This is a genomic window from Flavonifractor sp. An91, from assembly GCF_002159225.1.
In the GTDB taxonomy this organism is placed as follows: Bacteria; Bacillota; Clostridia; order Oscillospirales; family Oscillospiraceae; genus Flavonifractor; species Flavonifractor avicola.
Map to the genome: position 1 here is coordinate 151,949 of NZ_NFHA01000004.1, position 17,995 is coordinate 169,943.

Genomic DNA, 17,995 nt, shown 5'->3' on the forward strand with positions numbered 1-17,995 from the left:
CGGTTTGGGTACGCCCTTTACTACCGTTTGGAAATGGGGGAGGATAAATGTCCAAGGAACTGATCCGCCTGTCGGATTGCTTCATGAAATTTGACGACGACGTCATTTTGGACCACATCAACCTTTATATCAATGACAAGGAGTTCCTCACGCTGCTCGGTCCCTCCGGGTGCGGCAAAACCACGACGCTTCGTATCATTGGCGGCTTTCAGAAGCCTACCTCCGGCGACGTGTATTTTGACGGCGTGAGGATTAATGACGTTCCCCCTCACAAGCGGAAGGTCAACACCGTCTTTCAGAAATACGCCCTGTTCACCCACATGAACATCTTTGAAAACGTGGCCTTCGGCCTGCGGGTCAACAAAGTGCCCGATCCCAAGGACCCCAAAAAGATGATCAAGGTCCCTGAGTCCGAGATCAAGGAGCGGGTGGAGGAGGCTCTGGCCCTGGTCAACCTGGCCGGCTACGGCAAGCGGTCGGTGAACTCTCTCTCCGGCGGCCAGCAGCAGCGCGTCGCCATTGCCCGGGCCATCGTCAACCGCCCCCAGGTTCTGCTGCTGGACGAACCTCTGGGCGCCCTGGACCTGAAGCTGCGTAAGGATATGCAGATCGAGCTCAAGCGCATCCAGCAGCAGGTGGGCATTACCTTTATCTATGTCACCCACGATCAGGAAGAGGCCCTCACCATGTCGGACACCATCGTGGTGATGAACGAGGGCAAGATCCAACAGATCGGCACCCCCGAGGACATCTATAACGAACCCAAGAACGCCTTTGTGGCCGACTTCATCGGTGAGTCCAACATCATCGACGGCATCATGCACGAGGACTATGTGGTTGGAATGTACGGCCGGAAGTTCAAATGCCTGGACAAGGGCTTTGCCCCCGGCGAGGCGGTGGACGTGGTCATCCGCCCCGAGGACATCGATATTGTTCCCGAGGCCGAGGGCCAGCTCACCGGCACCGTCACCGAGGTCACCTTCAAAGGCATCCACTACGACATCATCGTGGATTTCCGGGGCTTCAAGTGGCTCATCCAGACCACCGACTACTCCCCTGTGGGGGCAAAGATTGGGGTGAAGATCGACCCCGACGGCTTCCATATCATGAAGAAGAGCCAATACTCCGGCACCTTCGGCGACTACAGCTCCTACTCCTCCGAGTATGACGAGCTCAACGAGGACCGGCTGGAGGAGGACAGCGACGATGAAGAATAAGTGGCTGGCCGCGCCCTATGTGGTATGGATGGCCATCTTCGTGGTGGCTCCCCTCATTCTGGTGGTGGTGTTTGCCTTTACCGGTCAGGACGGCAGCGTCACCCTGGATAACTTCAGCAACATGGGGACCTACGTCCCCGCCTTCCGCAACTCCTTTGTCCTGGCCTTTGTGGCTACCGCCATCTGCATCCTCATCGGCTACCCCCTGGCCTACTTTTTGTCCCGGGAAAAGCTGATGGTACGCAAGGTAGCCATGATGCTTATCATGCTGCCTATGTGGATGAATTTCCTGCTGCGGACCTACGCCTGGATGTCTATCCTGGACGACAACGGCCTCATCAATCAGTTCCTGTCCGCCATCGGCTTTTTCGATCTGTGGAACGCCATTTTCGGCACCAACCTGAGCTACTTCCACATGATCAACACCCAGGGCGCCATCGTGCTGGGTATGGTGTACAACTTCCTGCCCTTCATGGTGCTGCCCATCTTCTCAGTCATCGACAAGATCGACCCCAAGGTCATCGAGGCCGCCCAGGACCTGGGCGCCAGCAGCTCCATGGTGTTCCGGAAGGTCATCTTCCCCCTGTCTCTCCCCGGCGTGCTGTCCGGAGTAACCATGGTGTTCATCCCCTCGGTGTCCACCTTTGCCCTGTCCCGCCTGCTGGGCGGCGGCAAGACCCTGCTGCTGGGCGACCTGATCGAAATGCAGTTTTTGGGCAACGCCTACAACCCCCACCTGGGCTCCGCCATCGCCCTGGTGATGATGGTGATCGTGCTGATCCTGATGGCCATTATGAACCGCTTCGGCGAAGGTGAAGAGGGGGTGGCTGTGCTATGAGAAAGCATCGCATTCCCTCCCGGGTATTTACCCTGCTGGTGTATGTTTTCCTGTACGCCCCCATCATCCTGCTCATCATCTTTTCCTTCAACGCCACCAAGAGCAACCGGGTTTGGGGCGGCTTCTCCCTGGACTGGTATGTAGAGCTGTTCCATAACACCCGCCTGCTGGGAGCCTTGCGGACCACCATTATCCTATCGGTGCTGGCCGCCTTTATCGCCACCATTCTGGGCACCGCAGCCGCCATCGGTTTCCACAGTATGCGCCGCCGCTCCCGCAGTGTGTGTATGTCCATCAACAACATTCCCCTGACCAACGCGGACATCATCACCGGCGTGTCCATGATGCTGCTCTTCGTGTTCGCCATCGGTGTGTTTAACGACAGCTTCCTCAGCCAGTGGCTGGGTGTCCGCTGGCGCACCGGCTTCGGCACCCTGCTTCTGGCCCACATCACCTTCAACGCACCCTATGTGATCTTGTCGGTGATGCCCCGGCTGCGGCAGCTGGACCCCAACGTATATGAGGCGGCCCAGGACTTGGGCGCCTCCGGCTTCTACGCCTTCCGCAAGGTCATTCTGCCTGAGATCATGCCCGGCGTGCTCAACGGCCTGATCATCGCCTTCACCATGTCCATCGACGACTTTGTGATCAGCTACTTCACCAAGGGCTCCGGCGTCACCACCCTGGCGGTGGAGATCTATACCGCGGTGAAAAAGCCGGTGACGCCCGAGATCAACGCCCTGTCCACCCTCATGTTTATCTGTGTGTTTGCATTGCTGCTGACCGTCAACATCCGGCAGGTGCGCCAGGAGAACGCTGCCGCCCGCCGGAAGGCCAAGCTCAACCCGGGCCGGTAAGCCCGCTGTCTGGTAACACGCCCTCCGGGCTGTTATAATCATCATTTCCGAAAGGGGATAAAGAAAGAAATTGAAAAAGTCTCTCGCACTTCTGACCGCCTCCGCACTCTCCCTCAGTCTGGTTCTGGCCGGCTGCGGTGGCACCAACTCCGGTGATGCCAACGAACCTGGCGCCGCCGACAAGGGCGTCGTCAACGTCTACAACTGGGGCGTCTATATTGACGAGTCCGTGCTGGAGGACTTCACCGCCGAGACCGGTATTGAGGTCGTGTACGACACCTTCGAGAGCAACGAGTCCATGTACGGTATGCTCAAAAACGACGGTGCCAGCTACGACGTGGTCATCCCTTCCGACTATATGATCTCCCGTATGATCGAAGAGGATATGCTGGAGCCTTTGAACTTCGACAACATTCCCAATTTTGAGGACATTGATCCTGCCCTCAAGAACCCTGACTATGACCCGGAGAATCTGTACAGCGTTCCCTATATGTGGGGCCTGCTGGGCATCATCTACAACACCACCATGGTGGAGGAGGCTCCTACCAGCTGGTCCGCCATGTTTGATGAGCAGTATGCCGGTCAGATCCTCATGTTCAACAACTCCCGCGACGCCATCGGCGTGGCTCTGAAGTACCTGGGCTACTCCTACAACACCACCGACGAGGCTCAGATTAAGGAGGCCGTGGACCTGCTCATCCAGCAGAAGCCCCTGGTCCAGTCCTACGTCATGGACGAGATCTTTGAGAAGATGCAGGGCGGCTCTGCCGCCATCGGCGCTTACTACTACGGCGACTTCCTGACCATGAAGGAGATCAACCCCGATCTGGCCTTCTGCCTGCCTGAGGAGGGCACCAACCTGTATGTGGACGCCATGTGCATCCCCAAGAACGCCGAGAATAAGGAGAACGCCGAGATCTTCATCAACTATATGTGCTCCACCGCCGCCGGTCTGAAGAACTGTGAGGAGATCTGGTACTCCTCCCCCCTGCTCTCCGTCCGGGAGGAGCTGGACCCCGAGGTTTCCGGCGATCCCTATGCCTATCCCGACCAGAGCATTCTGGACCAGTGCGAGAGCTTCAAGAACCTGCCCGCCGAGACCCTGGCCCTCTACGACTCTGAGTGGACCCGTCTCATGCTGGCCTCCAACTAAATCCCATCTCTGGAAAGCCGCACAGCAATGTGCGGCTTTCTGCTTGCCTTATGCTGGGGATTGATGTAAAATAGTACACGCACGAATTGATTTTAGAAAAAAGGAGTCGCGCATATGTCCATTACTGTAGGTATGAAGGGCCGGGCCGAAACTGTGGTCACCCCTGAAAATACAGCCGCCGCCGTGGGCAGCGGGCTGGTTCCCGTGTTCGCCACTCCGGCTATGATCGCCCTGATGGAGAATGCCGCTGTCAACGCTGTGCAGGCCGCGCTGGAGGAGGGCCAGGGCACTGTAGGTACCCTGCTCAACGTCAGCCATGACGCCGCCACCCCTGTGGGTATGAAGGTGTGGGCCGAGGCGGAGGTCACCGCTGTGGAGGGCCGCAAGCTCACCTATACCGTGGCCGCCTTTGACGAGGCCGGTCCCATCGGCAAGGGAGAGCATCAGCGCTTCATCATTCAGGCTGACCGGTTCCTGGCCAAGGCTGAGGCCAAGAAAGAAGGCAAGTAAAATGTCCATTGAAGTGTGCCGCACTTATCTGCGCCAGCGGGGCTACGAGGACCGTATCCGGGAGTTTGACGTATCCAGCGCCACTGTGGAGCTGGCTGCCCAGGCCGTAGGCTGCGAGCCCGCCCGCATTGCCAAGACCCTTTCCTTTGTTCATGAGGCCGGCGCCGTACTCATCGTCTGCGCCGGTGACGCCAAGATCGACAACGCCAAATTCAAGGCCCAGTTCCACCACAAGGCCACCATGCTGACTCCGGAGCAGGTGGAGACCTTTACCGGCCATCAGATCGGCGGCGTGTGTCCCTTTGGCATCACCCACCCCAACACCGTCACCTATCTGGACATCTCCCTTCAGCGCTTTGACACCATCTACCCCGCCGCCGGCAACGCAGCCTCCGCCGTCAGGCTCAACTGTGACGAGCTGGCCCAGCTGTCCAACAGCGCCGGCTGGATCGATGTATGCAAGGGCTGGCAGGCCCCAAGCCTGTAACACTGGAGAAAGGTGGTCTTATTATGAAAGAACGTCTGAAAAATATGACGGTCAGCTTTGTCTTTCTCTCCATTCTCTATCTGATCCTGGGCATCGTACTCATCCTGTGGCCCACCATTGTCATGGATATCATCTGCTATGCCTTCGGCGCCATTTTGCTGCTCTACGGTATCTTTGCCATTGTGGGCTTCTACCGCAGCGAGGACCGGAAGGGAAGCGCTTTCCTGGGACTCTTCCTGGGCATCGTGGCTGCCGCCATCGGCGCTGTCATGGTCATCTATCCCCCGCTGATTCAGGGCGTTATTCCTGTGATCCTGGGCCTGTATATCGCCATTGACGCTCTGCTCAGCGTCAAGCGTACCCTGGAGCTGCAGCGGATGGATTACTCCCATTGGAACATCAACCTGATCCTCTCTCTGGTTTCCGCCGGCCTGGGCATCTTCGTGGTGTTCCACCCCCTGCTGGCTGAAGCAGCTCTCTTCCGGGTCATCGGCATCGTACTGCTGTATGCCGGTGTCTCCGATCTATGGACCATCTTCCAGCTGTCCCAGTGGACCAAGGAGTACCGCAAGACTCATCCCGTGGACGTGGACCCCATCGACCTGTAAAAAAAGATCGGGCGCAATGCGCCCGATCTTTTTTTACAGCAGAATCAGCGAAAAAAGCACCGTCACCAGGCCGCACACGCCGATGGCCAGACCGCTCATGGCACCCTCGGTCTCCCCCAGTTCCAGAGCCTTGGAGGTACCAACAGCGTGGGAGCAGGCCCCGATGGACAGCCCTGCGGCGATGGGGTCCTTCACCCGGAACAGACGGATCAGCAGGGGGACCAGAATGCTGCCCAGAATGCCCGTCAGGATCACCGCCACCACGGTAATAGAGGGAATGCCGCCGTGAGCCTGGGCCACGCTGACCGCAATGGGGGTAGTCACCGACTTGGGCAGCAGAGAGGCCGTCATAGCATCATCCAGCCCAAAGAGGCGGCACAGCCCCAGGATGCTCCCCATGGACACCAGGGAGCCCACCACGCAGCCCACCAGAATGGGCAGCCAATTCTCCTTCAGCAGCTGAACTTTGCTGTAGATGGCCACCGCCAGACAGGCAGTGGCAGGAGAGAGGAAGAGATTGATAAGGCTGCCTCCCTGGTCGTAATTCTCGTAGGGAATCCCCAGAGCCAGCAGCAGTCCGATCACCAGAATCACGCCGATGAGCAGCGGATTGCACACCACCAGCCCCGTCTTTTTCTGGATCTTCACCCCGACCCAGAAGGCCAGCACACTCAGCGCCACCCCGAAGAAAGGGGAATTGGTCCACTCAACCATGGCTCTTCCCCCTTCCCATCAGCCGCAGAGTCAGCTTGATGCTCAGAGCGGTGGCTCCAAACACCAGCACCGTGGTCACCAGACAGATCACCAGCAGGGGTACCAACGCACTGCTCAATACGTCAAAGTAGTTCATGACGCTGACCCCGGCGGGCAGGAAAAAGAAGGCCATGTTAGCCAGCAGGAAGTCGGCCTTTTCCCGAACGTGCTCCAGCTTCAGTACGCCGGTGGCCAACAGCGCAAAAAGCAGCACCATGCCGATTACGCTGGCCGGGAAAGGAATGGGCAGCAGCTGTTCCAGGATCTGGCTTACCCAGCATACCCCAAAAATAACGCCGAATTGACACAGTATTTTCATCGCTACGCTCGCCTCGCTTCAGGGATTTCCACACCGGCACAGTCCTGCCGGTACAACAGGCCTCATTGTAGCCCTCCCCTCTGCCCTTGTCAATTATCGATTCTTCAAAAATGAGCGCTCGTTTCCCATCAAAAACGGACCTTCCGCCCAAAGGCGAAAAGTCCGTTTTCCTTTTGATGCAATTACTCCCAGAGCTGGAACTGCTCATCCAGCACCGCCCGGCGGTGAAACACCGCATAATCGGGGGCGGCGTCTGGACAGTAGGTGCGGATAGCCGACACAATGAGTTCCGGATTCAGGCCCGGATTCTGGGCCTTCAGGATCAGGTCCAGAGCGATGGTGTCCCGCCGCTCCTCCACGGTCGCTTTGGCAATAAGGGGGATCAAGTCTACCTCCACCTTGCCGGACTTGGCCTTTTTGCTCTTTTTCTCCATCACCAGGCTGTCCCGGCTCAGCAGGCCCCGGATAGCGGATTCCGCCCCGAAGGGGGCGCCAGCCTCATACTCCAGGGTGACGATATAGTTGACATAGTACAGCTCCTTCACCGGGCGCACACCCTCATAGCACCGCTGGACAGTGATACCAGCGGGCAGGGCTGCGTTCATCCGCTTGGGAACTTCCTCCAAAGGCGTGTCCAGCACCTGACACTCCAGCACCTCACAGCTGCTGGAGTAGCCTACCGACAGGGGCAGGGGGATGGAAACGAAGGCGTGGGGATTGAAGCCCTCGGTATGCTTGATATGGATACCCGCCCGCAAGAAGGACCGCTGGAAGGTACGCATCAGATCCAGGTGGGAAATAAATTTGGCGGTGTCCGCCTTGGTAAATGCCAGTCTATGCATCACATTTTCCTCCCGGATAGAGCTTATTGGCACCGCAGCCGGTGCACTGGACCCGGCAGTCGGGGGTGATGACAGCCTTATAGGCCCGCTCCCGCTCCCGCCACAGGAAGTTCTTGGTCACGCCCACGCTGGTCACATCCCAGGGCAGCAGCTCGTCCTTCTCACGGGTACGGTTGGCATAGAAAGCGGGGTCCACGCCGCAGGCCTCAAAGGCGGCCAGCCAGCGGTCAAAGTCAAAATACTCGCTCCAGGCGTCAAACTTGGCGCCCTGCCGCCAGGCGGTCTCAATGACGTCAGCCACCTTCCGGTCGCCCCGGGCAAAGACCGCCTCCAGGAAGCTGGTCTGGGAGTCGTGCCAGTTGTACTTGATGGACCGGCCCCGCATATGCTCCCGCAGCAGCTTGACCCGCCGCTGATACTCCTCCATGGTGATCTGAGGTTCCCACTGGAAGGCGGTGTGGGGCTTGGGCACAAACCAGGCAGTAGACACTGTGATGGTCACACCCCGCTTGGGGTTGGGGGTGACCTCCTTCCAGGTCTTGTAGACCTTCTCCGCCAGGTCGGCAATACCCAGCACATCCTCGTCAGTTTCGGTGGGCAGACCCAGCATGAAGTAGAGCTTTACGCTGGACCAGCCGCCGGAGAAGGCAGTGCGGCAGGACCGAAGCAGGTCCTCCTCAGTGACGTTCTTGTTGATGGCGTCCCGCAGGCGCTGGGTGCCCGCCTCAGGGGCAAAGGTAAGGCCCGACTTACGGACGTGCTGCACCCGCTCCATCAGTCCCAGAGAGAAGTTATCCGCCCGCAGGGAGGGCAGGGACAGGGACACCCGGTTGGGCTCACACCAGTCCAGCAGCCCGTCGCACAGGTGCTCCAGAGGCCGGTAATCGCTGGTAGACAGGGAGGACAACGTCATCTCCTGATAGCCGGAGTCCTTACAAGCCTCAATGCCCTGCTTCAGCAGGATCTCCGGGTCACGGGACCGGACCGGCCGGTAGGCATAGCCCGCCTGACAGAACCGGCAGCCCCGGATACAGCCCCGGAAGAGCTCCAGCATCACCCGGTCATGGACGATCTCGGTGGAGGGCACAATGGTCTTCACCGGGAAGTAACTCTTGTCAAAATCCTGGACGATCCGCTTGGTCACCACCGCAGGGGCGCCCTCATGGGGAATGACCTGCTCCAGAGTGCCGTCAGGACGGTAGGACACCTCATACAGGGAGGGCACATACAGGCCGGGGATCTGAGCAGCGGCAGCCAGGAATTCATCCTTGCTCCAGCACTCCTCCCGGGCCTTGCGGTAGAGCTGAATAATCTCTACGCTCACGTCCTCGCCCTCGCCCAGCACAAAGATGTCCACGAAGGGGGCCAGGGGCTCCGGATTGTAGGCGCAGGTGCCGCCGGCGATCACAATGGGAGACAGACCGTAGCGCTCCTCGGAGCGCAGGGGCAGCCCGGCCAGATCCAGCATATTAAGCACATTGGTATATGCCATCTCATAGCCCAGGGAGAACCCAATCAGGTCAAAGTCTGCGATGGAGTCGCCGCTCTCCAGGCCATAGAGCAGGATGCCCTCCCGGCGCATCTCCTCCTCCATATCGCCCCAGGGTGCGAACACCCGCTCGCACCAAACGCCGTCCATCTGGTTCATAACTCCATAAAGGATACGCATACCCAGATTGGACATTCCGATCTCATAGGTATCCGGGAAGCAGAGCGCATAGCGCACATCCACTTGGCGCCGGTCCTTCACCACCGCGTTATACTCGCCGCCGGTATAGCGTGCAGGCTTCTGCACCCGGGGAAGGATATGTTCCAACGTACGATTCATGTCATGCCGAACCCTCTCTAATCGAATATGGGCCGGGTCCGGTGATCCGGCCAACAAGGCTGCCGGTGATCCCCGGCCCGCCGCAATACGCAAAAGAAGCAGTATATTATTATACTATGTTCTTTGATCAAATACAAGCTATAATCCGCTTATATTGGGTTCAAAATCCGCTTATCCGGGGAAAATCAGCCCCATCAGCACCACGCTGCCCGTCAAAATGGCAAGGGCTGCCACATTGGCCAGGGTAAACACCAGCAGGTAGCGGCCGGCCCGGGCGCCGGGGGACTTGAGATAGGCCTTCATGGAGATCAGGCTGGCCAGAGATGCGATGGGGGTACCTAGGCCACCAATGTTGGTGCCGATGAGCAGCCCGTGCCAGTCGGTGGTAAAGTTGGACAGCAGCACTGCCGCTGGCACGTTACTGATGACCTGACTGGTAATACCGGAGGCCAGAGCTGTGTTCTGCGCCATTACCGCCGTCAGCGCCTCCCGTACGGGAGTGCAGGCTCCCACATTGCCTGCAAAAAGGAAGAAGCAGAAGAAGGTGGCCAGCAGGCCGTAGTCCACCTTGCGGAACAGAGGCCGGTCAAAGATCAGCATACCCGCCGCCACTACGGCCAGCAGGGCCGGATAGGGCAGCACCCGGAACACCGACAGCAGGCACAGCACAAACAATCCTGCCATCAATCCCAACCGTCCAGGACTGCGAATGGAGGCCTTTTCCGAAAAGGTGACCCGGATCCCCTCCGGCTTGACACACAGGGCCGCAATGACCAGCCCCACCAGGCTAATCAGGGTGAGGGGCACCATGGTGGCAAAGAACTGACCGGCGGTCAGCTCATAGTTGGCATAGATATACAGATTCTGAGGGTTGCCTACCGGAGTAGCCATGCTGCCCAGATTGGCGGCAATGGTCTGGAGCACCACAATATAAATCAGCCGCTCCGTTCTGCCAATCAGTCCAAGCACCAGCACCGCAAAGGGCACAAATGTAATGAGGGCCACATCGTTGGTTACCAGCATGGACACAAAGAAGGGCAGCAGCACCAGTGCCAGGGTCACAAACCGCATTCTCCGTTCGCCGGCCAGCAGCCGCTGAGCCAGTACCGCGAACACGCCGCACTCCTGCAAGCCAGCCACCACCGCCATCAGACAGAACAGCAGGCTCAGCACCCGCCAGTCAATATAATTGAGATAGTCCGCCGACGGCGGATTGAGTAAAATGGAGGCCGCCGCGCACACTGCGGCAATACACAGCACCGGCTCCCGCTTCCAGAAGCGGAACAGGGCGCATTTTTTCTGTGTTTGCTCCATGCTTCTTTTCCCCCTTTGAACACGACGAAAAAGCCACCCTGGCGGGTGGCTTTTTACTCTGCTTCACTCGATTGCCGTTTGCCGGTCTCAGTTTACCTGATTCCAGTGCGGCGGTCAAGTATCTGGACCTATTTTCTCCCATTCAGGAGCGCCGAAAATCTTCCACAACATCAGCAAGATGGACCGGAGACAGCCCCGCACTATTGCAGCATTCTGCCAGCCGGTTGACCTCCTGAAAGTCGGTGGAAATGCGTCCGACACAGATTCCGTTGTGGCTCCGGATCCCATACATCTGAGGGCGGGAAGCCCTGTCCAGATATACATGGTACTTTATACGACAATTACTCATGGTTTCCTCTCTCCTCATTTTCTCTGCTTTTGGTTATGATTTCATGGTTTCACGACATATTTCGCTCTTTTTCCCTATCAAAAGGTATTATACTGTTTGTTACGGTAATTTTCCACATCCGCTCCCCTCTGTGTCTATATCTTGTATTTTCGTCCCTCTGCATATTCTATATAATGTATTCTGCATAAATTGTCAATGCCAACAGACTATTTTGTCCACTGACCGGGAGGTTTTGACCGCATTCGGTTGGGGGTTCTCTGGAGGTGCGCCCATGTCTCTGATGGTGGAAAAGCTGGCCTATGTAAAAAAACTGCGCCACTTGACGTCGGAGGATATCTCCCGTCTGTCCGGCGTGCCTCTTGGTACGCTGAATAAAATTCTGTCGGGACAGACAAAAAATCCGGCGATAGGGCCTATGGATCGGATCACCCGTGTACTGCGGGTACCCATCCGATATCTGCTGGATGACGAGCTGCCCCCGGAATGCTGCGTCACCGCCAACAGCCAGGACGGCGTGGTCCTGCTCTCCCCGGAGGAGCTCCGCCTGCTGCTGGCGCTGCGGCGGCTGGAGCCCCAACGGCGGCGGACTGCTGGGGTTATGCTGGCCCTGATGAGTGCGGCCTGCGTCAAATCCATCGGGACCGTATCGGTGAAGCGTACCTTCTGCTACACCACCGGCTCCACCGATGCCCCGCCGGTCCGGGCCATTCTGATCCCGGAGGTTGACGCCGCCGCTCGGGAGGCGGACTTTGCCGTGCTTCTCAGCGATGGCAGCATGGAACCGGTCTATCCCTCCGGCGCCGTTCTGTTGTGTGCCCAACGCCCCCCTACCGCGCAGGAATATGGTATATACCTCTATAATCAGGAAGTCCTGCTCCGGCGGCTCTGCCGCCGCAGGGGCGTCACCCGGCTGCTGGCCCCCAGTCTGGCTTATCCTGATCTTCAGGTGTCGGAGGAAGATCACCTGGACTGCCTGGGTACCATCACAGGGCAGGCCCGTGGCTGCCGGTGGGAACAGATTCCCTGACCGTTCTCAACCGCTCGTTGTACTGCTGTTCTACCGTTGGTTGCAAGTTCCAACCGCCGTTACCTTCCCTTTTCTGCGGAAACACTCTATAATACATCCTGTGAAAACCACACGCAGAAAAGAGGATACCTATGAACCAGACCATCGGTGGGCGCATCAGCGCCCTTCGGAAGCGGGACGGCCTGACTCAGGAGGAATTGGCCGCTCAGATGGGAGTCTCTCCCCAGGCGGTGAGCAAGTGGGAAAATGACCTGAGCGTCCCCGATCTCTCCGTCCTTACCGCCCTGTCCGACTACTTCCACCTGTCTCTGGACGAGCTGATCCGAGGGCAGCGCACCGACGTGCAGTATGTTCCCCCGGAGGCTCGGAAAAGTGCAGAGGAACTGTTCCTCCGTGTCCGGGTCCGCACAGGGGAAGGGGATAAAATCAATGTCAATCTGCCCTTGGCATTGGTCCGCATTGCCGCTCAGCTCAACCTGGACCTGCCTCAGTTCCGGGGCAGCGAATGGCTCCGTCAGCTGGACCTGAACGCCCTTCTCTCCCTCATTGAGGGCGGCGCACTGGGAAAGCTGGTGGAGGTAGAGAGCAGCAATGGCGATCTGGTGGAAGTCGTGGTGGAATAAATGCGTCTGCACATCAAAACCAAGGACTTTCGCCTCCACCTGCTTCTGCCCACCTGGCTTATCCTGAGCAAACCAGGGCTCACCATTGCCCTGTGGGCCTGTCGCCGCTATGTGACGCTTCCCCCTCACCGGCGTGCGGAGGTATTCCGCCTGACGCGGCGGCTGCGGCGACAGTGCCGTGGCGTCTCTCTGGTGGATATCCACACCCAAGATGGCGAGGAGATCCGGCTCACACTCTGATATTCCAAAATGTCCGCTGCCTATCGCAGCGGACATTTTTTCGTTTCATGCAACATTTCCTTTCGCCCAGTTGTATCTAGGGTGTCACAACGAGAGAGCAAAACCTCTCCCGCAATTCACCGGAAAGGAAGATTTCTATGAAAAAGCTTGTTCCCACTCTGCTGTCCCTGGCCCTGGCCGGCTCCCTCTGTCTGCCTGTTCTGGCCGCTCCCGTTGCTGTGGACGAGACCGCCTCTCCCTCTGGCTATGCTATCCAGGTCAACGGCGCCGATACCGAAATTCGGGGCAGCGTAATGGTTCCCCTCCGTGCTCTGGCGGAAGAACTGGGTTTCACCGTGACTTGGTCTGGAGAGCAGATCCGGGTGGACACCGGCAAGGTACACACTGATGTGACCCTTGGGGTGGACCGCTATGTGATTACCACCAGTCTGGAAGATATGGTGGGTATGAGCGCCCCCTTCTCTCTGGGCTGCCCTCCCTATGCGGTGAATGGTACTACCTATGTACCCCTGGCCCTCTTTGACGCCCTGCTGGGCAACCAGGAGGACGCCATCACCGGCGACAGCGGCACCATCTCCATCCAGACTGATCCCTCCACTCAGATCCCCAATCCCTTTGTGGAATGCGGCACGCTGGCGGAGGCCCAGGATCAGGCTGGTTTCTCTCTGAACCTGCCTGACGGCTGCACCCCGGAGCACATCTCTGTGCTGCCTGATCAGATGATCCAGGTCCTCTGTGAAGATAACCTCACTATCCGTAAGGCGGTGGGGCAGGAGGATATAAAAGGCGGCCGCCGTGCAATGCACGGCGACCGCTTTTGCCATTCAGTTGGGCAGCATCCGAAACCACTTGCTCCGGATACCCGCCGCTTTGAAGCTCGTCCGGCGGTAGAGGGAAAAGGCGCTCTCATTGTCGCTGGCCACCAGCAGCTTACACCGGTCAAATCCAGCCTCCGCCAACAGAGCCATAGTCCCCCAGAGCAATTCCCGCCCCAGGCCCTGTCCACGGACATCCTTTTGCAGCGCGATGCCCTCGATCTCCGGCACCTCCTGGGTCAGGTCCAGCTCATACACCCCGACTGGCACCCCGTTGACCACCGCAAACCCGCAGCGGTGGCCCTCCTCCAGGGCCCGGTCCAGATCCCGGGGGCCGTAAGTAGCCGAATTGGGCATTTCAAAAAAGCATCCGTTGTGCAGGGCCAGCCAGGCCCCGCCCCGCTCCCGGGTCAGGGGCTCCAGGCTGAGGCGCTGGGGCTGGCCGGGCAGCTGGGACAGATCTCGCTGCAGCTCCAGCAGATCGCGGACAAACTCCAGCCGGCAATCCCCCTGCCAGCCCTCCTCCAGGGGCGCGCCGGGGTCCCGGGAGGTCACAAGCAGTTCTGTTGCACCCAGGCTCAGCAGCTCCTGACGGCCCCGGCACAGCAGTTCATCCAGCTCTCCGGTCCGACAGTGCTGAATGACCAGATAGCCCTTCCCTTTTGCCGTGATTTCTGCGGCAAAGATTTGATAGGCCGACTCCATGTCCATTCCCCCCAGTGATGATTGCTAACACTATACCACAGCCCCCCGGACTTGACAAGTCCGGGGGGCTGTCTCATTACTCCTCGCCCTGAAGGGCGTCATATCCGTGTTCGCCGGTACGGACCTTGACCACATCCTCCACATCATAGACGAAGATCTTGCCGTCGCCGATCCCACCGGTATGGAGCACCTGCTTGGCGGTGTCCACCACCTGTGCCACCGGCACCTTGGATACCACAATCTCCACCTGTACCTTGGGCAGCAGATTCATGGTCATGGGCACGCCGCGGTAATACTCCGTCTTGCCCTTCTGGATGCCGCAGCCCAGCACCTGAGTTACCGTCATACCTGTTACGCCGATGCCGTTCATGGCGCTCTTCAACTCCTCAAACCTGGACTGGTTGCAGATGACGGTCACATTGGTCAGCTTGGCTTCCGACTTGGTGCGCTCCGCAGGCTGAGCACGCTCGGGGACCTGCACGGGCACCGGGCGCTCACCAGCCACATAGGGCTCCGGATAGGCGTCCGGCTTGGCCACCGCCGTCATGCTGGTGGACTGGCTGAAATCGGCATAAGCGGTAGGCAGGCCGTGCTCGTGGATGTCCAGGCCCTCCAGCTCCTCAATGGCAGAGGTCCGCAGACCCACCGTGTGCTTGATCACCGTAAAGATGATCACCATGGTCACCGCTACCCAGGCAATGACGCTGACCACGCCCAGGCACTGGGTGAGGAAGAACTTGGGACCGCCGCCGTAGAACAGGCCACCGTCCACCGCCAGCAGGCCGGTGAGCAGGGTACCCATAGCGCCGCACACACCGTGGACCGAAATGGCGCCCACAGGATCGTCAATCTTGGCTATCTTATCAAAGAATTCCACCGCCAGGGGAAGCACGATGCCGGCACAGATACCGATGATGGCTGCACCCTCCACAGATACCATGTCACAGCCGGCGGTGATGGCCACCAGTCCGCCCAGCGCTGCGTTGAAGGTCATGGAGACATCCGGCTTCTTGAAGCGAATCCAGGTAAAGAGCATGGTGGTCACGCAGGCCACAGCAGCCGACATATTGGTGGTGACGAAGATGCTGCCGGCAGCCACCAGGGTGTCGTCCCCGGTCATGGAGACGGTGGAGCAGCCGTTGAACCCAAACCAGCAGAACCACAGCACAAACACGCCCAGCGCGGCGATGGAGAGGTTGTGGCCCAGAATGGCCCGGGGCTTGCCGTCCCTGTCATACTTGCCGATGCGGGGCCCCAGGATCTTGGCGCCGATGAGGGAGGCCACGCCGCCCACCATATGCACCGCGGTGGAACCGGCAAAGTCATGGAAGCCCAGCTGGGACAGCCAGCCGCCGCCCCAGATCCAGTGGCCGGAGATGGGATAGACCACAGCGGAAATCAACAGAGAATAGATGCAGTAGGAAATAAACTTGGTGCGCTCTGCCATAGCGCCCGATACGATGGTAGCGGCGGTGGCGCAAAACACCGTCTGGAAAATGAAGAAGGCGAAGAAGGGAACCCCCTCCGGCAGGATGGCGGAATAGTCGCCCCGTACGAAGGGATCAAAGCCGCCTACCAGCGCCCCCGCGCTTCCGAACATCAGGCCGAAGCCCAGCAGCCAGAAGATGGGCGTGCCGATGCAGAAGTCCATCAGGTTCTTCATCAGAATATTGCCCGTGTTCTTGGCCCGGGTAAATCCCGCCTCACACATGGCAAAGCCGGCCTGCATGAAAAAGACCAGCGCGGCGCCCAACAGCACCCAGATTGTGTTCACTGACGAATACATACATTCATTCCTCCCTGAAAACAAAAACGCTCGCTTCGCCTTCCTCGGCGAAACGAGCGTCTCTGCTTGATGGACGCAGTGTATGCTCTTTTTTTGCATCTGTCAAGATTGTTCTTGCATATTTGGAAATAATTCAGAAATTTCCCTGCTTACAATCTCCATTTTTGCAAGTTTTCAATATAATACTTTCATTTTAGAGGCATACCTTTACTGGTTCCGCGATGGTCAGCGTATCCGGCGTGACCCTGCATCCCCGGGCCAGCACCTGGACACCTGCCCCGGCGGCCTTCCGCAGCGCCGCGCCGAAGGCCGGATGGGTCACATCATTGGGGGCAAAATCCTTCATTCCCGCCATCTGGATCACAAAGCAGACAGCCGCCTCGTAGCCCTCTGCCTGGCAGCGGATCAGCTCCTCCAGGTGCTTGACCCCGCGCTCCGTGGGCGCGTCGGGAAAGCGGGCGTGGCCGTCCTCCTCCAAAGTGACCCCTTTGACCTCCACAAAGCCCCGGCGCTCTCCCGCCTCCCAGTAGAAGTCGAACCGGGAGCTGCCCCAGGTGGTCTCCGGCCGCAGGAGAGTCAGTCCGGGCAGAAAGCCGCCTCCCTCCGCCCACTCCTGAAACACCTTATTGGGGGCCTGAGCATCCATATTGACCAGCAGCCGGCCCTTTTCCACAGCGATCAGATCATATCTGGTCTTGCGGGCCGGGTTGTCGCTCTCCTCCAGATAGACCGTAGCCCCCGGAACCAAAAGTTCCCGGCAGCGGCCGGTATTTTTCACATGGACCACCTCTAGCCCGCCGTCTACCTCCACATGGGCGATAAAGCGGTTGGGTCTGGCCTGTAAGATTCCCTTTTTCACACTTCGGTATTGCATTCTGCTTCTCCTGCCTGTATCCTGATAGGGTGAGTATACCATGGAGCGACGCGCCTCACAAGCCGTTCTTCCTCAGGAGGTTTTGATATGCATATTCCCGCCTGCGACACCGCCCAGCAGGACATCCAGTCCTTTTCCCTGGCCTTGGAGGAGGCTCTGCTGCCTCAGGCCGATTACGACGTGGACCGCTGGCTCTACGTCCCCAACCGCTACTGCGACTACCGTTACATCCTGGGCACCCGGGGCAGCCGTCCGCTGATCTGCGTGGGCATCAATCCCTCCACCGCCGCACCTAACGACCTGGACAACACCCTGAAATCGGTGGAGCGCATCGCTTTGGGCAATGGCTATGACAGCTTTATCATGTTCAATGTATACGCCCAACGGGCTACACGCCCTGATGATATGGAGAAGGTGTGCAATCCCGCCCTGCACCAGGAAAATATGGCGGCCTTCCGCTGGGCCCTGGAGCAGACTAAAACCGGCACACCTGCCGTCTGGGCCGCCTGGGGCGCGATCATTGAGAAGCGCAGCTATCTGGCCGACTGCCTGCGGGACATGGTGGAGATTGGGAACGATTTGGGCGCCTGTTGGTATTCCGCCGGTGCCCGCTCCAAAAAGGGACATCCCCACCATCCCCTGTACCTGCGGAAGGACAGCAGCCTAGATTCCTTTGATGTCAGTACCTATATCAGCAGCTGTCTATGACGGCTGCTGATTTTTGTAAAGCAAAAAGCGGACAGCCTAAGCTGTCCGCTCTCTGTGTTGGCGTTACCTATCTTCCCGGTCCGTCTCCAGACAAGTATTTTCGGCGCAGGTGAGCTTAACTTCCGTGTTCGGGATGGGAACG

The 17,995-nt window shown here is 58.7% G+C and carries 21 protein-coding genes and 1 rRNA gene; 11 read left to right on the forward strand and 11 right to left on the reverse strand.

The annotated features are described in order from the left end of the window. Window positions 1-47: 47 nt before the first annotated feature. The 7 genes from B5G42_RS04460 to B5G42_RS04490 all read left to right on the forward strand — a co-directional run bounded on the left by B5G42_RS04460 (window position 48) and on the right by B5G42_RS04490 (window position 5,670). Window positions 48-1,217 carry an ABC transporter ATP-binding protein gene (locus B5G42_RS04460; protein ID WP_087189156.1) on the forward strand — a complete coding sequence of 390 codons (1,170 nt, stop codon included), beginning with the start codon at window positions 48-50 and terminating at the stop codon, window positions 1,215-1,217. Then, window positions 1,207-2,055 carry an ABC transporter permease gene (locus B5G42_RS04465; protein ID WP_087267040.1) on the forward strand — a complete coding sequence of 283 codons (849 nt, stop codon included), beginning with the start codon at window positions 1,207-1,209 and terminating at the stop codon, window positions 2,053-2,055. Before B5G42_RS04460 ends, B5G42_RS04465 begins: the two co-directional genes overlap by 11 nt. Then, entirely contained in the window at window positions 2,052-2,912 is an 861-nt protein-coding gene (locus tag B5G42_RS04470; protein WP_087267043.1) for an ABC transporter permease, read from the forward strand. Before B5G42_RS04465 ends, B5G42_RS04470 begins: the two co-directional genes overlap by 4 nt. A gap of 70 nt (window positions 2,913-2,982) precedes the next feature. Next, complete coding sequence (locus B5G42_RS04475; RefSeq protein ID WP_087267046.1) at window positions 2,983-4,065, forward strand: ABC transporter substrate-binding protein; 1,083 nt, start codon at window positions 2,983-2,985, stop codon at window positions 4,063-4,065. Window positions 4,066-4,179: 114 nt separating this feature from the next. Then, window positions 4,180-4,575, forward strand: coding sequence for a thioesterase family protein (locus tag B5G42_RS04480; RefSeq protein WP_087267049.1), 396 nt, complete (start codon window positions 4,180-4,182; stop codon window positions 4,573-4,575). A gap of 1 nt (window position 4,576) precedes the next feature. Beyond that, complete coding sequence (locus tag B5G42_RS04485) at window positions 4,577-5,062, forward strand: YbaK/EbsC family protein (protein WP_087267051.1); 486 nt, start codon at window positions 4,577-4,579, stop codon at window positions 5,060-5,062. Window positions 5,063-5,085: 23 nt separating this feature from the next. Continuing rightward, entirely contained in the window at window positions 5,086-5,670 is a 585-nt protein-coding gene (locus tag B5G42_RS04490; RefSeq protein WP_087267054.1) for an HdeD family acid-resistance protein, read from the forward strand. A 33-nt stretch (window positions 5,671-5,703) separates the two neighbouring features. Here the strand turns inward: B5G42_RS04490 and B5G42_RS04495 are convergent, their stop codons facing one another. From B5G42_RS04495 to B5G42_RS18605, 6 genes are all read right to left on the reverse strand, one after another. Continuing rightward, window positions 5,704-6,384 carry an LrgB family protein gene (locus B5G42_RS04495; RefSeq protein WP_087267055.1) on the reverse strand — a complete coding sequence of 227 codons (681 nt, stop codon included), beginning with the start codon at window positions 6,382-6,384 and terminating at the stop codon, window positions 5,704-5,706. Beyond that, window positions 6,377-6,742, reverse strand: a complete 366-nt coding sequence (locus B5G42_RS04500) for a CidA/LrgA family protein (protein WP_087267058.1) — start codon at window positions 6,740-6,742, stop codon at window positions 6,377-6,379. Before B5G42_RS04500 ends, B5G42_RS04495 begins: the two co-directional genes overlap by 8 nt. A gap of 182 nt (window positions 6,743-6,924) precedes the next feature. Further along, complete coding sequence (locus B5G42_RS04505) at window positions 6,925-7,584, reverse strand: TIGR03936 family radical SAM-associated protein (RefSeq protein WP_087267061.1); 660 nt, start codon at window positions 7,582-7,584, stop codon at window positions 6,925-6,927. Further along, the gene (locus tag B5G42_RS04510) at window positions 7,577-9,412 is read right to left on the reverse strand and encodes a TIGR03960 family B12-binding radical SAM protein (RefSeq protein ID WP_087267064.1); all 1,836 of its coding nucleotides are present in this window, start codon (window positions 9,410-9,412) and stop codon (window positions 7,577-7,579) included. The genes B5G42_RS04505 and B5G42_RS04510 overlap by 8 nt, the downstream gene beginning before the upstream one ends. A gap of 171 nt (window positions 9,413-9,583) precedes the next feature. Beyond that, entirely contained in the window at window positions 9,584-10,726 is a 1,143-nt protein-coding gene (locus tag B5G42_RS04515; protein WP_087267067.1) for an SLC13 family permease, read from the reverse strand. Between the two features lie 142 nt (window positions 10,727-10,868). Further along, complete coding sequence (locus B5G42_RS18605) at window positions 10,869-11,093, reverse strand: DUF6514 family protein (protein ID WP_255396453.1); 225 nt, start codon at window positions 11,091-11,093, stop codon at window positions 10,869-10,871. A 253-nt stretch (window positions 11,094-11,346) separates the two neighbouring features. Between B5G42_RS18605 and B5G42_RS04525 the strand changes: the two genes are divergently transcribed. The 3 genes from B5G42_RS04525 to B5G42_RS04535 all read left to right on the forward strand — a co-directional run bounded on the left by B5G42_RS04525 (window position 11,347) and on the right by B5G42_RS04535 (window position 12,965). Continuing rightward, the gene (locus B5G42_RS04525; RefSeq protein WP_087267070.1) at window positions 11,347-12,102 is read left to right on the forward strand and encodes an XRE family transcriptional regulator; all 756 of its coding nucleotides are present in this window, start codon (window positions 11,347-11,349) and stop codon (window positions 12,100-12,102) included. Between the two features lie 131 nt (window positions 12,103-12,233). Continuing rightward, the gene (locus tag B5G42_RS04530) at window positions 12,234-12,725 is read left to right on the forward strand and encodes a helix-turn-helix domain-containing protein (protein ID WP_087267072.1); all 492 of its coding nucleotides are present in this window, start codon (window positions 12,234-12,236) and stop codon (window positions 12,723-12,725) included. Then, window positions 12,726-12,965, forward strand: a complete 240-nt coding sequence (locus B5G42_RS04535; protein ID WP_087267074.1) for a hypothetical protein — start codon at window positions 12,726-12,728, stop codon at window positions 12,963-12,965. A 116-nt stretch (window positions 12,966-13,081) separates the two neighbouring features. On the opposite strand, the gene B5G42_RS18610 is transcribed toward B5G42_RS04535, so the two are convergent. The 4 genes from B5G42_RS18610 to sfsA form a co-directional block, all read right to left on the reverse strand. After that, a complete protein-coding gene (locus B5G42_RS18610; RefSeq protein WP_242961126.1) occupies window positions 13,082-13,789 on the reverse strand; it encodes a hypothetical protein in 708 nt (235 codons plus the stop codon). Continuing rightward, window positions 13,790-14,485, reverse strand: coding sequence for a GNAT family N-acetyltransferase (locus B5G42_RS04545; protein WP_140399780.1), 696 nt, complete (start codon window positions 14,483-14,485; stop codon window positions 13,790-13,792). A 76-nt stretch (window positions 14,486-14,561) separates the two neighbouring features. Next, complete coding sequence (locus B5G42_RS04550; protein ID WP_087267081.1) at window positions 14,562-16,271, reverse strand: ammonium transporter; 1,710 nt, start codon at window positions 16,269-16,271, stop codon at window positions 14,562-14,564. 193 nt (window positions 16,272-16,464) lie between these two features. Next, window positions 16,465-17,145: a DNA/RNA nuclease SfsA gene (gene sfsA / locus B5G42_RS04555; RefSeq protein WP_087267084.1), complete on the reverse strand. Its 681-nt coding sequence runs from the start codon at window positions 17,143-17,145 to the stop codon at window positions 16,465-16,467. 87 nt (window positions 17,146-17,232) lie between these two features. Here sfsA and B5G42_RS04560 point away from each other — a divergent pair, with 87 nt between their 5' ends. Beyond that, complete coding sequence (locus B5G42_RS04560; RefSeq protein WP_087267087.1) at window positions 17,233-17,853, forward strand: DUF1643 domain-containing protein; 621 nt, start codon at window positions 17,233-17,235, stop codon at window positions 17,851-17,853. Between the two features lie 55 nt (window positions 17,854-17,908). Here B5G42_RS04560 and rrf read toward each other — a convergent pair. Further along, window positions 17,909-17,995, reverse strand: a 5S ribosomal RNA gene (gene rrf / locus B5G42_RS04565); the annotation flags it as partial.